We start from the raw sequence: 14880 nt of genomic DNA on the forward strand, positions 1-14880 counted from the left end.
TCCTTCGGCCGGTCGGCCAGCCTGTTGGCCAGCGCGCGTCCGTCGAAGGTGACGGTACCCTGTTCGGGTGGCAAAAGTCCCGTGATGGCGCGCGCCAGCGTCGACTTGCCGGAGCCGGACTCGCCGACCACGGCCAGCGTCTGGCCCGGATAGATGTCGACGGATACGTCCTTCAGCACCTTGATATGGCTGCGGCCATAGGCGGCGGTGACGTTCTTCACCGACAGGAACGGCGACGTGCCGGGCTTCTGCTCCTGGTGTTCGATCTCATGCACCGAGACCAGCGCGTTGGTGTATTCCTGGCGCGGCTCCTTGATGATCTGCCTTGTGCCGCCCCATTCGACCAGCCTTCCATGGCGCAGCACCATGATCTCGTCGGAGACCTGGGCGACGACGGCAAGGTCGTGCGTGATGTAGAGCGCAGCGACATGGGTGTCGCGGATGGCGTCCTTGATCGCCGCCAGCACGTCGATCTGCGTCGTCACGTCGAGCGCCGTGGTCGGCTCGTCGAAGACGATCAGGTCCGGCTCGGAGCACAGGGCCATCGCCGTCATCACACGCTGCAACTGGCCGCCCGAAACCTGGTGCGGAAAACGCTCGCCGATGGTTTCAGGGTTCGGCAGGCTGAGCTTCTTGAACAGCGCAACCGCGCGCTTCTCGGCCTCGGCGCGTGTCGCGGTGCCGTGCAGCAGGGTGGCTTCCACCACCTGGTCCATCAGTCTGTGCGCCGGGTTGAAGGCCGCTGCCGCCGACTGCGCGACATAGCAGACCTCGCGGCCGCGTAATTTGCGGAAGCCGTCCTTGCCGCCCTTGAGGATGTCGCGGCCGTTCAGGATCACCTCGCCGCCTGTGATGCGCACGCCGCCGCGGCCGTAGCCCATAGACGACAGGCCGATAGTCGACTTGCCGGCGCCGGATTCGCCGATCAGGCCGAGCACCTTGCCCTTCTCGAGCGTCAGTGAGACATCGTGCACCAGCACGATGTCCTTCGGCGGTTCGCCGGGCGGGAAGACGGTAGCCTCGATGCGCAGATTGCGGATGTCGAGCAGCAGGCCTGACTTCGGTTGCCCGAGCTTCGCTTTGGTGTCGGCCATCACCCGCGTCCTCCCTTGAGGCTTGTCGTCCGGTTGAGCACCCAGTCGGCAACCAGGTTGACGGAAATCGCCAGCAGCGCGATCGCCCCCGCTGGGATGAGTGCGGCCGCGATGCCGAACACGATGCCGTCTTTGTTTTCCTTGACCATGCCGCCCCAGTCGGCGTCCGGTGGCTGCACGCCAAGGCCGAGGAACGACAGCGTCGACAGGAACAGCACCGCGTAGATGAAGCGCAGACCGAGTTCGGAAACCAGCGGCGACAATGCGTTGGGGAGGATCTCGCGGAAGATGATCCAGCCGCTGCCTTCACCGCGCAGTTTCGCCGCTTCGACATAGTCCATGACGTTGATGTCGACGGCGACCGCGCGCGACAGGCGATAGACGCGGGTCGAATCCAGAATGCCCATCACCAGGATCAGCGTCACCAGATTGGTCGGCAGCACCGACAGCACGACGAGACCCATGATCAGTGTCGGGATCGACATCAAGAGATCGACGAGGCGCGACAGCAGCGTGTCGAACCAGCCGCCGAAGACGGCCGCCGAGAAGCCGAGAATGGCGCCGAGCGAGAACGACAGCGCGGTGGCCAGCACCGCGATGAACAAAGTGATGCGGGCGCCGTAGATCATGCGCGAAAGCAGGTCTCGGCCGAGATTGTCGGTGCCCAGCAAATGGGCAGCCGACATCGGTTCCCAGACGTCGCCGACGATTTCGCCATTGCCGTGCGGCGCGATCCAGGGGGCGAAGACCGCCGCAAGCACGAACAATGCCGTCAGCACGATGCCGATCAGCGCGGGGATGGGGATGCGTTTGATATCGAGCATATCCGCCCCCTATTTCGGATGTCTGAGACGCGGATTGGCGACGATCGCCGCTATGTCCGCAATGATGTTCAGGCTGATATAGACGGCGGCGAAGATCAGGCCGACCGCCTGCACCACCGGCACGTCTCGCTTGGTGACGTGGTCGACCAGATACTGTCCCATGCCCGGATAGACGAAGATCACCTCGACCACGACGACGCCGACGATCAAGTAGGCGAGGTTGAGCATGACGACATTGATGATCGGCGCGATGGCATTGGGGAAGGCGTGCTTGCGGATGACGTTGAAGGCCGACAGGCCCTTCAGTTCCGCCGTCTCGACATAGGCCGACTGCATGACATTGAGGATCGCCGCGCGTGTCATGCGCATCATGTGGGCGAGCACGACCAGCGTCAGCGCCGTCGCCGGCAAGGCGATCGCCTGCATCCGTTCGCCAAAAGGCATGCCGTCATAGACGGTCGAAATGCCGGGGAATATCTGCCATTTCACGGCGAAGAAATAGACCAGCACATAGCCGATGAAGAATTCGGGAAACGAGGTCGAGGCCAGCGCCAGCCCGGAGATCAGCTTGTCGACCCAGCCATTGCGGTAGCGCACCGCGATCAGGCCGAGGATGATCGCCAGCGGCACGGCGACGATCGCCGCCCAGAAGGCGAGGAACAGCGTGTTCCACAGCCGTCCCTTGATCGACGTGGCGATGTCCTGCCCGCTCGACATGGCCGTGCCGAGATCGCCGGTCAGCACGCCGCCCAGCCAATGAAAATACCTGAGATAGGCTGGCTGGTTGAGTCCGAGCTGCTCGCGCAGATTGGCAAGCGACTCCGGCGTCGCCGACTGTCCGAGAATGGCTTGCGCGACGTCGCCGGGCAGGATCTGGGTGCCGGCGAAGATCAGGACCGAAACGGCCAACAAGAGCAGAATGCCCAGCGCAACGCGCTGGGCCACCAGTTTCAAGATGGGTGAGGACATATCCGCAAGGCCAAGCTCAGGCTTCGAGCCAGCACTTCGCCAGCGCGTAGCCGTTCATCAGCTCCTGATGCGGATCGTCGACCCAGCCGCCGACCTTGGCGCCGGTAGCGTCGATGAACTGGTTGAACATCGGCAGGATCAGGCCGCCCTCGTCTCGTACCAGGACAGCCATGTCATGATACATCTGCTTGCGCTTGGTCTCGTCGAGCTCGGCGCGCGCCGCCAGCACCATCTTGTCGAAGTCAGGACGCTTGAAACGCGTGTCGTTCCAGTCGGCGGTCGACAGATAAGCGGTGGAGTACATCTGGTCCTGGGTCGAGCGGCCGCCCCAGTAGGACGCGCAGAAGGGCTGCTTGTTCCAGACCTCGTTCCAATAGCCGTCGCCGGGCTCACGCTTCAGCTCGATCTGAATGCCGGCCTTGGCCGCGCTCTGCTGGAACAACTGCGATGCATCGACGGCGCCCGGGAAAGCGACGTCCGAGGTCCGCAGCAGGACGGCGCCGTCGTGGCCGGACTTCTTGAAGTGGAACTTGGCCTTGTCGGGATCGTACTTGCGCTGCTCGATCTCGGTAAACAGCGGATAGGACGCATTGATCGGGAAGTCGTTGCCGAGCGAACCGTAGCCGCGCAGGATCTTGTCCAGCATTTCCTCGCGGTCGATGGCCAGCTTCAGTGCCATGCGCAAATCGGCGTTGTCGAACGGCGCCGTGTTGCAATGCATGATGAACACGTAGTGGCCAGGACCCGCGTGGTTGCGGATGGTGACGCCCGGCAGGCGCTTGATCAGGTCGACGATCTTCGGCTCGACGCGGTTGATCACGTTGACCTGGCCGCCCTGCAGGGCGGCCGTGCGCGCTGTCGCATCGTTGATGACGATGATCTCGATCTGGTCGGCATGGCCCATCTTGTCGCCCTGCCAGTAATTGGCGAAACGCTCGCCGCCATGGCGCACACCGGGCTCATTGGTCGTGACCTTGTAAGGACCGGCCGAGATGCCTGCGTCAGCCTTGTCCTTGCCGCCATTTGGTTGGACGATCAGGTGATAGTCGCTGAGCAAATAGGGCAGATCGGCATTGGCCTCCTTCAGCGTCAGCACGACTTCCTTGCCGCTGGCCTTGATGGTCTCGATACCTTTCATGTAGCCGAGCGCGCCGGATTTCGACTTCTCGTCGGAATGGCGCTCAAGTGTGGCGGCCACGTCCTCGGCGGTCACTGTCTTGCCGTTGTGGAATTCGACGCCGTCGCGGATCTTCAGCGTCCACACCTTGGCGTCGTCCGACGAGCCGATCTCCTCGGCGATGCGGTTCTCGAGCTTGCCTTCCGGCGAAAGCTCGACAATCAATTCGCCCCACATCTTGCCGAAGGCGAACGGCACCTGAGTCATGAACAGTGCCGGATCAAGGCTGTTGGTGGATTCGCCGCCGACAAGTCCGGCCTTCAGTGTGCCGCCCTTGACCGGGCCTGCCGCGCGTGCAGCGCTTGAAAGCAGCGAGGTGGCGAAGGGCGCGGAGATACCGAGCGCCGCCGCCCGGCCGAGAAAATCACGACGGCTCAGTTTGCCCGACGCGACACGCCGGCTAAGAAATTCCAGTTCGTTCGACATTTTGAGTTCCTCACTCTGTTGGTTCGACTCTGCGGTCGTTTTTCTTGTTTCTTGTGAGGAGAATAATGACCGCAAGGGAAAGCGGTAAGCAAGACCGAATGCGACATGCCGTGGCGTAAATCGTACGTCGCAATTGGACCAATGAAATCGGCATTCAAAGAAACGCGCGCGGCACCTTCTCCTCGAAATTGCGCTCGAAGACGAGGGTTTCGTCCTCATAGGCCTCGATTCTGGCGCTGACGCTGAAGTTTTGCCCGTCCGATCGCATTTCGGCTGTCGTTTCGGTGCGTACTGACCATCCGTTTCGCGACAGGGTCTGCGTCCAGTGCGTCTTCCCCGAGGCCGACAGCGGATCGTCGGGATGGATCGTCCAGGTCTCGCGGGCGATGCTGCCATTGGCGAGGCCATGGGCGAGATCGCGCACCTCGCCGAAATCGTCAACAATGGAAAGCGTCACCATTCCGGTCTTCTCATCACGATCGACATGACGCTCTGAATTGGCGGCGCGGATCGTCTCTGTTGCCCAGGGGGTGGCACCTTCCGGCTCGGCGAACGTTACTTCGTCGCCTGTCGCCAGCGGCCGCAGCGGCAAATTGAGCGTCGCCGTCGACAAGGTGAGCTGGACCGGCTCCGGCGACGGCCAGATGGCAGGCCAATAGGCGTTCGAAACGGCAACACGCAGCCGGTGGCCGGCCGGCACACGATAGGCGCATTGATCGAGCACGACGCGCACCGAGACGGTTTCGCCCGGCACCAGCGCCTCGGGGAATTCGTGCGAATTGCGGTGCGTCAGATTGAGCACGCCATAGGAGATCAACTCCGAGGCGCCGTCGGGATGCACATCGCAAAGCCGGACCGCGATGTTGGCCTGCGGACGATCAGAGGACAGCCGCAGCTCGACCTCCGGCGCTCCGACGATGTCGATCGGCTCGCTGAGTTCCGGCTGGTCGAAACACACCGACAGCGCATCGTCGGGGCGCTGGTCGCCGGGCAGTTCGGGACCGAAGGTGAAGGGAAAATACTCGCCGCCGGCCAGGCCGCAGCTTTGCGGAGAGGCGATGATGGCGGGTTTTTCCGTTGAGGAGATCAGATCGAGCGTTTGCATCTTGATGGTTGGCGAGGGCCATTCCTGCTCCGCCACCCAACGGCCGGGACGCTCGGGGTGCCAGCGCGCCGGACGCACGCTGTCCATGACATAGGCGCGGTAGGCCGGGTCGGCCTCGACGCCGGTGTCGACACCCTTCAGCCAGCGGTCCCACCAGCGCAAGGCCTCCTGCAGGAAGCCGATGGCAGGCTTGGGCCCGGCGTAGTGCGGGTATTTGTGGATCCATGGCCCGACGATGCCCTTGACCGGGGCTTGGATGTTGGTCGCCAGATGCGAGACGGTGTTGCGGTAGCCGTCATGCCAGCCGCCGATCGACAGCACGGCGGCTTTGACGGCGGAAAAATCCTCGCAGATCGAGCCGCGCTTCCAGTAGGCATCACGGTGCTGGTGTTTCAGCCACAGCGGCGCCAGGAAGGATTGGTTCTCCAGCCGGGTCAGCCACAGATCGCGCCACCGGTTGTCGCCGGCCAAAAGCGGATCCGGCGGCCGCGACGAGTAGGACAGCATGGTCGAGGCCCAGCCGAAATTCTCGATCAGCAGGCAGCCGCCCTTGTAGTGGATGTCGTCGGCATAGCGGTCGACGGTCGAGCACAGGCTGATCACCGCTTTCAGCGCCGGCGGCCGCTTGGCCGCCACCTGCAGGCAGTTGAAGCCGCCCCAGGAAATGCCCATCATGCCGACATTGCCGTTGCACCAGGGCTGGCTTGCCGCCCAGGCGATGACGTCGCAGGCGTCCTGCAATTCCTGCTCGGAATATTCGTCGTCCATCAGCCCTTCGGAATCGCCATTGCCGCGCATGTCGACGCGGATCGAGGCATAGCCGTGGCCGGCGAAATAAGGATGCGTCAGCTGATCGCGAAAGATGGTGCCGTCGCGCTTGCGGTAGGGCAGATGCTCTAGGATGACAGGCACCGGATCGTCGCCCGCATCCTCCGGCATCCACACCCGCGCCGACAGGCGGCAGCCATCCGGCATGACGATGCCCATGTCCGGGAATTCGACGATTTTGCGGGCAAATTCGGTGACGGTTTTCATGGCATGCTCCAGGATCGCCAGATGATGGAGCCTGCCGTGCCGCGTCGTGGGCCAGCCAACGAATTCGGCTGGTCAATCCGCGTCAGTTCAGCGGGATATCGTTATCGTCCTTGTTCGCCTGATAGATGTTGGACAATTCATCGTAGCGCGCCGAAATCGCGCCGATACGGGTCTCCAGCCGTCGCCGCTCTGCCTCGGGCAACGCTCGCACCAGCCTGCGGATAGAAAAGCTCTTCCAGTAGGCATTCTCGGCATTGTAGCCGCCGGGATCGAGGGTGAAGACCTCTTTCAGGATCTTCAGGTCGTGCGGGATGGCGAAGCTGTCGCGCGAATCCTCGTGGCTGAACAGATAGTAGAAATTATCGAAGCCGGTCCAGGTGATCGCCGACAGGCACAGCGAGCAGGGTTCGTGCGTGGCGATGAAGATGGCGTCTTTCGTATCGACGCGCTCAGCCCTGGGCATTTCGTAGAAACGCTTCAGGCAGTGGACCTCGCCATGCCAGAGCGGGTTTTCCATCTCGTTGTTGGTTTCAGCCAGCACCAGCGAACGGTCGTCCTTGCGCAGGATCGCCGCGCCGAACAGCTTGTTGCCATAGGTAACGCCGTCGGCCGTCTTCGGCACGATGTCGTGCTCGATCACATCGAGCAGGCGGTCGATCAGTGAAATATCGGTCACAGGAGGCTCTCGTTGGGCAAGTGGATCTCGTAGGCGTGCGAGAAATGGAACTCTTCGAGATTGGAGCCATCGCCGCCACGGTCGACGATCAGGAAGTCCTGAGCCTCGCCGAGCGGCGTCAGCACGCCATGCCAGAGATTGCGCCGGTAATTGATGCCTTGTCCGGGTGCGGTGATGAAGGCATGCGGCTCGCCCGGCCCCTGCTCCCCGTCATGGCAGACGACGACCAGGAAGGGGCGCGGCGAGAGCGGGATGAAGGCCTGGCTGCCGAAGGGATGGCGCTCGACCATGCTCAATTTCAGGGGCAATTCGTAGGGCGTGCCGCGCACCATCGAGATCAGCACGCGGGCGTTCGGACCGGTTGCTTCGGCGGTAGCCAGATCATGATAGCGCTCGGCCCTGCCGCCATTGATCGGGTAGTGGTTGTCGCCGCCCATGTCGATGACATCGCCGAAGGGGGCAAAGCCCTCGCGGGTCAGCGGCCGCGCGACGATACGGGTCACAGCGCGCGCCTTGCGATGCCGGCGCCGCCGAGCTTGGCGTGCCGGTTGACGTCCTTGTAGAGCAGATAGCGGAATTTACCCGGGCCACCGGCATAGCAGGCCTGCGGGCAGAAGGCGCGCAGCCACATATAGTCGCCGGCCTCGACCTCGACCCAGTCCTGGTTGAGGCGGTAGACGGCCTTACCCTCCAGCACATAGAGACCGTGCTCCATGACATGGGTCTCGGCGAAGGGAATGACCGCGCCGGGTTCCAGCGTGACAATGGTCATGTGCATGTCGTGGCGCAAATCTGCCGGATCGACGAACCGCGTCGTCGCCCAGCGGCCTTCGGTGCCGGGCATCGGCGTTGGCGCGATCTCCTGCTCATTGGTGAAGAAGGCTTCCGGCACATCGAGACCGTCGACCACCTCGTAAGCCTTGCGAATCCAGTGGAAGCGCACGGCGGCCCTGCTTTCGTTGCGAACCGTCCAGCCGCTGGCCGGCGGCAGGAAGGCAAAGCCGCCGGGCCGCAACACATGCGTCTTGCCGGCAAGCAGAACCGTCAGTTCGCCTTCGACCACGAACAGAGCGCCTTCGGCGCCGGCATCGGGTTCCGGCCGATCGCTGCCGCCGCCGGGCGCGACCTCGACAATGTATTGCGAGAACGTCTCGGCAAAACCCGATAGCGGTCGCGACAAGATCCAGACGCGGGTTTCGTCCCAGAACGGCAACGCACTGGTGACGATGTCCTGCATCACACCCCGGGGAATGACGGCATAGGCCTCAGTGAAGACGGCGCGGCCGGTCAGAAGCTCGTTCTGGCCGGAATGACCGCCATGTGGCGCGTAATAGGTTCGCTCGGGCATCCTGATCGTATCCATGGTTTCAAACCTATTGCGGAAGCATGTCCTTGAGGCGGAGCAGCGCGATGCGCTCGACCTGTTTGCAGGCGGTCTCGAATTCGACGCCGCGGCTGTTGCCGATGCGCGCCTCGAACTCCGCCAGGATTTCCCCCTTCGTCTTTCCCTTCACCGCGATGATGAAAGGGAAGCCGAAGGTGGTGACGTAGGCGGCGTTGAGCTTGGAAAACAGTTCGCGCTCCTTGTCGGTCAGCGCGTCGAGGCCGGCCGAGGCCTGTTCCCTGGTCGATTCCGCCGTCAGCCGTTTGGCCTTGGCCAGTTTGCCGGCAAGGTCGGGATGGGCGTTGAGCACCGAAAGCCGCTCGGTTTCGCTGGCGGAGCGGAAGATACGGCAAAGCGCATTGTGCAGGCCGCCCGAAGTGTCATGCGCCGGGCCTAGTTCCAGTTCGTAGGCGCGTTCGGCGATCCAGGGCGAATGCTCGAACACGCCGCCGAAAGTGTGGACGAAGGTCTCGAATTCCATCTTCGATGGGCGGAGTGCCGCCGGTTGATAAGGATTGACCTCTTGCCAGTGCTTGGCGATGTCGATGCGCCTCGCCAGCCAGACCTTGTCGTGCGACTTCACATAGTCGACGAAGCGCTTCAGCGCCGCCACCCGGCCCGGCCGCCCGACGAGGCGGCAGTGCAGGCCGATGTTCATCATGCGTGGCCGGCCGGCCTTGCCCTCGGCATAGAGCGTATCGAAGCTGTCCTTCAAATAGGCAAAGAACTGGTCGCCCGAGTTGAAACCTTGCGGCGTGGCGAACCGCATGTCGTTGGCGTCGAGCGTATAGGGGATGATGAGCTGCGCGCCGCCCTCATGCTCGAACCAGTACGGCAGCTCGTCGTCATAGGTGTCCGACACATAGTCGAAGCCGCCTTCTTCCGCCACAATCCGCACCGTGTTGATCGATGTGCGACCCGTATACCAGCCGGTCGGGCGCGCGCCGGTCACTTCGTAGTGCAGCTTGATCGCCGCCTCGAGGTCGCGGCGCTCATCCTCGGCGCTGTGGTCGCGGTAGTCGATCCATCTTAAGCCGTGCGAAGCGATCTCCCAGCCGGCGTCCTGCATGGCCGCTACCTGATCCGGCGAACGGGCGAGCGCTGTGGCGACGCCGTAGCAGGTGATCGGCACTTGCGACTCGGTGAACAGCCGGAGCAGCCGCCAGAAGCCGGCGCGGGCGCCGTATTCGTAGATGGATTCCATGTTCCAGTGGCGTTGACCCACCCAGGGTGCCGCGCCGACGATTTCCGACAGGAAGGCTTCGGACGCCTTGTCGCCATGCAACACGCAGTTTTCGCCGCCTTCCTCGTAATTGACGACGAACTGCACGGCGACATGTGCACCGCCAGGCCATTTCGGGTCCGGCGGATTGGCTCCGTAGCCACGCATGTCTCTGCTGTAACGCATCGTCCCTCCCGCCGGGCACGGCCCGAAGTATGATCAGAATATCGAAAGGGTGCTTCTCGCATTCCCCCGAAAATTTTTGAAAGTGTTTTTGTCGCACTCCGCTCGACCGGGACTTATGCATCGCCTTTAATTGGCGCACAATTCACTGTTGATACTTGACCGTACCGGGCCAATTCGCTCGTACCGGAAATGGGAGGCGGCCAATGGCAGAAACGTCGAAAGCCGACGGCGGGCGTCTGACGACCCATGTCCTCGACACGGCGACCGGCAAGCCGGCGGCGGGACTGTCGATCGCGCTCTATCACCTCGAGGGCAAGGCGCGGACACATCTGAAGACCGTTCTCACCAATGCCGACGGCCGTTGCGACAAGCCGCTGCTCGCCGGCGCGGAATTCCGCACCGGCGAATACGAACTGGTCTTCGCCGCCGGCGACTATTTGCGCCAGCAGGGGTTGAGCCTGCCGAAACCGGCCTTTCTCGATGTGATACCGATCCGCTTCGGCATGGCCGAGCCTGTGCATTATCATGTGCCACTGCTGGTCTCGCCCTACGGTTACTCGACCTACAGGGGGAGCTGAGGCATGACCAAAATTAGCATCCGCAACGAAATCCGCTTCATTCTCAATGGCAGGGATGTGGCGCTTTCGTCGGTGGCACCCGACGCGACCTTGCTCGACTGGCTGCGGCTCGACCGTTCGCTGCGCGGCACCAAGGAAGGGTGTGCCGAGGGAGACTGCGGTGCCTGCACCGTGCTGGTCGGCAAGCTGTCGGAGGGCGGCTTGGTCTATGAAAGCGTCAATGCCTGCATCCGCTTCCTCGGCTCGCTCGACGGCACACACGTCGTAACGGTCGAGCATCTGCGTGGCGGGCCAGGCCAGTTGCATCCGGTGCAGCAGGCGATGGTCGATTTCCACGGCTCGCAATGCGGCTTCTGCACGCCCGGCTTCGTCATGTCGCTCTATGGCTTGTGGATGAAGTCGCCTGATCCCTCGAACGCGGATGTCGAAAAAGCTTTGCAAGGCAATCTCTGCCGCTGCACCGGCTATGAGGCGATCATGCGCGCCGCGCATGCCATCTCCAGCTACGGCAAGGCGGCAAAGGACCCGCTGGCCACGGAACGCAAGGCGATCACCGCGAGGCTCGAGGCCATGCGTGACGGCGCCCGGGTCGAGATCGGAACCGGCAAGGCGCGGCTGGTCGTGCCGGCCGATGTCGACGATTTCGCCGCCGTGCTGGACAAGGAACCCGGCGCTACCATCGTGGCCGGCTCGACCGATGTCGGCCTGTGGGTGACCAAGCACATGCGCGATATTTCACCGGCCATTTTCATCGGCGATCTCGACGGGCTTTGCACCATCTCGGAAGACAAGGGCGTCATTTCGATCGGCGCCGGCGTCACCTACACTGACGCCTTCGCGACATTGGCGAAGCGCATCCCGGCGTTGGGGCCATTGTTCGATCGCATCGGCGGCGAACAGGTGCGCAACATGGGCACCATCGGCGGCAACATCGCCAACGGCTCGCCGATCGGAGATACGCCACCGCCATTGATCGCGCTTGGCGCAAGTCTCACCTTGCGCAAGGGCAAGAAGCAGCGGACGATCCCGTTGGAAACCTTCTTCATCGCCTACGGCAAACAGGATCGGCAGCCGGGTGAATTCGTCGAGGCCGTGCATGTGTCGGTGCCGGCCAAGGAAACGAAGTTTGCCGTCTACAAGATCACCAAGCGTCGCGACGAGGACATTACCGCGGCCCTTGGCGCGTTTTTCCTGAATCTGGCCAAGGACGGCACGGTGGCGGAGGTGCGCATCGCCTATGGCGGCATGGCGGCGACGCCGAAGCGGGCGTCTTCCGTCGAAAAAGCGCTGTTCGGCAAGCCATGGACCGAACAGACGGTTGAAGCGGCGATGGCCGAATATGCCAGGGATTTCACCCCGCTGACCGACATGCGGGCCTCGGCCGAATATCGCGCCCTGGCAGCGAAAAACCTGCTGCTGCGCTTTTTTGCCGAGAGCAGCGGCACCAGAGAGCCGGTCCAGGTTTCAAGGCACGAGGCGGCATGATGAACAAGCACGCTGCCCCCAACCTCAAGGCTGAAAAGATCGCTGGCGGCGTCGCCACCGATCAGCGCCACGATTCCGCGCACAAACATGTCAGCGGTACCGCCGTCTACATCGACGACATGCCGGAACCATCAGGCACGCTGCATGGCTGCCTAGGGCTTTCCGGTGCCACGCATGCCACCATCACCAGCATGGATCTCTCGGCGGTGCGTACAGCGCCCGGCGTTGTCGACGTGCTGACGGCCAGTGACGTGCCGGGCGAAAACGACATTTCGCCGACCGGCCGCCACGACGAGCCGGTGCTTGCCGACGGCAAGGTGCAATTCTACGGCCAGCCTATCTTCTGCGTTATTGCGCAAACTCGCGAGCAGGCGCGCCGCGCCACAAGATTGGCAAAGGTCGAATACAAGGAATTGCCTTTCGTCACCGACATCGGCGCGCTCGATCCGAAGAAGGACAAGCTCGTCACGCCGCCTCTCACTCTGAAGCGCGGCGATGCCGCTACGGCGATCCGTCAGGCGCCGCGCCGGCTAAAGGGAAGAATGCGCATCGGCGGCCAGGAACACTTCTACCTCGAAGGCCATATCGCCATGGCCGTTCCTGGCGAGGATCAGGACGTCACCATCTATTCCTCGACCCAGCATCCAAGCGAAGTCCAGCACATGGTCAGCCATGCGCTCGGCGTGCCGAGCAATGCCGTCACGGTGGAAATCCGCCGCATGGGAGGCGGCTTCGGCGGCAAGGAAACGCAGGGAAATCAGTTTGCCGCATTGGCCGCGATCGCCGCGAAGAAGCACCACCGCGCCGTGAAGATCCGGCCCGACCGCGACGACGACATGATCGCCACCGGAAAGCGTCATGATTTCCTCGTCGATTACGAGGTCGGCTTCGATGACGAGGGCAACATCCTCGGCGTCGATTTCATGTTCGCGGCGCGCTGCGGTTTTTCGTCGGACCTTTCCGGCCCGGTAACCGATCGCGCGCTGTTCCATTGCGACAACACTTATTTCTGGCCGGCTGTGCATGCGCAGTCGGCGCCGCTCTACACCAACACCGTGTCGAACACCGCCTTTCGTGGTTTCGGCGGCCCGCAAGGCATGGTCGGCGCCGAGCGCGTCATCGACGAGGTGGCCTTTGCCGTCGGCAAGGATCCGCTCGAAATCCGCAAGAAGAATTTCTACGGCACCAGTAGCGAGGGGGGCCGCAACATCACGCCCTACCACCAGACGGTCGAGGATAACATCATCCAGCGCATCGTCGCCGAGCTTGAGCAAAGCGCGAGCTATGCGCGGCGGCGGCGTGAAATATCGGCCTTCAATGCCAACAGCCGTTTCATCAAGCGGGGCCTGGCTCTGACGCCGGTCAAGTTCGGCATCTCGTTCACCGCCACGCATTACAATCAGGCCGGCGCGCTGGTGCATGTCTACACCGACGGTTCGGTGCACCTGAACCATGGCGGAACCGAGATGGGGCAGGGCCTCTACGTCAAGGTGGCGCAGGTGGTGGCGGAAGAGTTCCAGATCGATCTCGACCAGGTGAAGATCACCGCGACAACGACTGGCAAGGTGCCGAACACTTCGGCTACGGCAGCGTCGTCCGGCTCCGACCTCAACGGCATGGCGGCGCAGAATGGCGCGCGCCAGATCAAGGATCGGCTGACCGATTTCGCCGCCGAAAAATATCAGGTGCCGCGTGATCAGGTGCTGTTCCTGCCCAACCGGGTGCGTATCGGCAACCAGGAAATCGCCTTCGCCGACCTCGTCAAGCAGGCCTATATGGCCCGCATCCAGCTGTCGGCGGCTGGTTTCTACAAGACGCCGAAAATCCACTGGAACCGCGACAAGGGCGAGGGCCGCCCCTTCTATTATTTCGCCTATGGCGCCTCGTGCTCGGAAGTCTCGGTCGACACGCTGACCGGCGAATACATGGTCGAGCGTACCGATATTCTCCATGACTGTGGCCGCTCGCTGAACCGGGCGATCGATATCGGCCAGATCGAAGGCGGCTTCATCCAGGGCATGGGCTGGCTGACGACGGAAGAACTGTGGTGGGACGCCAAGGGCCGGCTGCGCACGCATGCACCGTCGACCTACAAGATCCCGCTCGCCTCCGACCGGCCGAAGATCTTCAATGTCACCTTGGCCGACTGGCCGGAAGCCGGCGAGCCAACCATCCACCGCTCCAAGGCGGTCGGCGAGCCGCCGTTCCCGCTCGGCATGTCGGTGCTGCATGCGCTATCGGACGCGGTGGCCAGTGTCGCCGACAACAGGATCTGCCCGCGCCTCGATGCTCCGGCGACCCCGGAGCGGGTTCTGATGGCGATCGAGCGGCTGAAGAAAGAGGCCGGCGCCTGAATCCGGCCCCAGGGTCGGCAATGCGTGCAATCCGGGCCGAAAAAACCTATATTTCCCATTCGGGAACGTGAACCATGAACTCGAAAGTGCAAAGCCTGAAAGCCTTTCTCGCCAGCGCCGGTCGGGTTGCCGTGGTCGAAGTGGCCGGAACAAAAGGCTCGACGCCACGCGAGAAGGGCGCCTTCATGCTCGTCTCGCCGACGGCGATCTTTGGCACCATCGGCGGCGGTCAGCTCGAATATATGGCGATCGACAAGGCCAGGCAGATGTTGGGCAAAGAAGCCCGCATCGAGGTTGACGAAGTCTGCGCCACCCTAGACGTCCCGCTGGGTCCCGAGATCGGCCAATGCTGCGGCGGGCGCGTC

At 63.0% G+C, this 14880-nt stretch carries 13 protein-coding genes; 4 read left to right on the top strand and 9 right to left on the bottom strand.

Annotation, left to right across the window (positions count from 1 at the left end; genetic code table 11):
- From ENZ75_RS04585 to puuE, 9 genes are all read right to left on the bottom strand, one after another.
- On the bottom strand, positions 1-1094 hold a 1094-nt coding region (locus ENZ75_RS04585; protein WP_164887727.1), incomplete at its 3' end, for an ABC transporter ATP-binding protein.
- Entirely contained in the window at positions 1094-1918 is an 825-nt protein-coding gene (locus tag ENZ75_RS04590; RefSeq protein ID WP_013528250.1) for an ABC transporter permease, read from the bottom strand. The genes ENZ75_RS04585 and ENZ75_RS04590, both read right to left, overlap by 1 nt.
- Positions 1919-1927: 9 nt before the next feature.
- Positions 1928-2887, bottom strand: coding sequence for an ABC transporter permease (locus tag ENZ75_RS04595; RefSeq protein ID WP_013528249.1), 960 nt, complete (start codon positions 2885-2887; stop codon positions 1928-1930).
- 16 nt (positions 2888-2903) lie between these two features.
- Complete coding sequence (locus tag ENZ75_RS04600) at positions 2904-4490, bottom strand: ABC transporter substrate-binding protein (RefSeq protein WP_063169819.1); 1587 nt, start codon at positions 4488-4490, stop codon at positions 2904-2906.
- 154 nt (positions 4491-4644) lie between these two features.
- Entirely contained in the window at positions 4645-6630 is a 1986-nt protein-coding gene (locus tag ENZ75_RS04605; RefSeq protein WP_063169820.1) for a CocE/NonD family hydrolase, read from the bottom strand.
- An 82-nt stretch (positions 6631-6712) separates the two neighbouring features.
- The gene (locus ENZ75_RS04610; RefSeq protein ID WP_013528246.1) at positions 6713-7306 is read right to left on the bottom strand and encodes a nucleoside deaminase; all 594 of its coding nucleotides are present in this window, start codon (positions 7304-7306) and stop codon (positions 6713-6715) included.
- On the bottom strand, positions 7303-7809 hold the full coding sequence (locus ENZ75_RS04615) for an ureidoglycolate lyase (protein ID WP_013528245.1): 507 nt from the start codon (positions 7807-7809) through the stop codon (positions 7303-7305). Before ENZ75_RS04615 ends, ENZ75_RS04610 begins: the two co-directional genes overlap by 4 nt.
- Entirely contained in the window at positions 7806-8669 is an 864-nt protein-coding gene (locus tag ENZ75_RS04620; RefSeq protein ID WP_024501939.1) for a bifunctional allantoicase/(S)-ureidoglycine aminohydrolase, read from the bottom strand. The genes ENZ75_RS04615 and ENZ75_RS04620 overlap by 4 nt, the downstream gene beginning before the upstream one ends.
- Positions 8670-8679: 10 nt before the next feature.
- Positions 8680-10098, bottom strand: a complete 1419-nt coding sequence (gene puuE / locus ENZ75_RS04625; protein ID WP_063169821.1) for an allantoinase PuuE — start codon at positions 10096-10098, stop codon at positions 8680-8682.
- 203 nt (positions 10099-10301) lie between these two features.
- Between puuE and uraH the strand changes: the two genes are divergently transcribed.
- From uraH to ENZ75_RS04645, 4 genes are all read left to right on the top strand, one after another.
- Positions 10302-10676 carry a hydroxyisourate hydrolase gene (uraH, locus tag ENZ75_RS04630; protein ID WP_013528242.1) on the top strand — a complete coding sequence of 125 codons (375 nt, stop codon included), beginning with the start codon at positions 10302-10304 and terminating at the stop codon, positions 10674-10676.
- Between the two features lie 3 nt (positions 10677-10679).
- The gene (xdhA, locus tag ENZ75_RS04635) at positions 10680-12161 is read left to right on the top strand and encodes a xanthine dehydrogenase small subunit (RefSeq protein ID WP_063169822.1); all 1482 of its coding nucleotides are present in this window, start codon (positions 10680-10682) and stop codon (positions 12159-12161) included.
- The gene (xdhB, locus tag ENZ75_RS04640; protein ID WP_063169823.1) at positions 12161-14515 is read left to right on the top strand and encodes a xanthine dehydrogenase molybdopterin binding subunit; all 2355 of its coding nucleotides are present in this window, start codon (positions 12161-12163) and stop codon (positions 14513-14515) included. Before xdhA ends, xdhB begins: the two co-directional genes overlap by 1 nt.
- Before the next feature lie 74 nt (positions 14516-14589).
- Positions 14590-14880: XdhC family protein (locus ENZ75_RS04645; protein ID WP_281061225.1), on the top strand; the 291-nt coding region annotated here is incomplete at its 3' end.

This window comes from Mesorhizobium sp. M7A.F.Ca.CA.002.04.1.1 (assembly GCF_004022805.1).
Lineage (GTDB): Bacteria > Pseudomonadota > Alphaproteobacteria > Rhizobiales > Rhizobiaceae > Mesorhizobium > Mesorhizobium ciceri.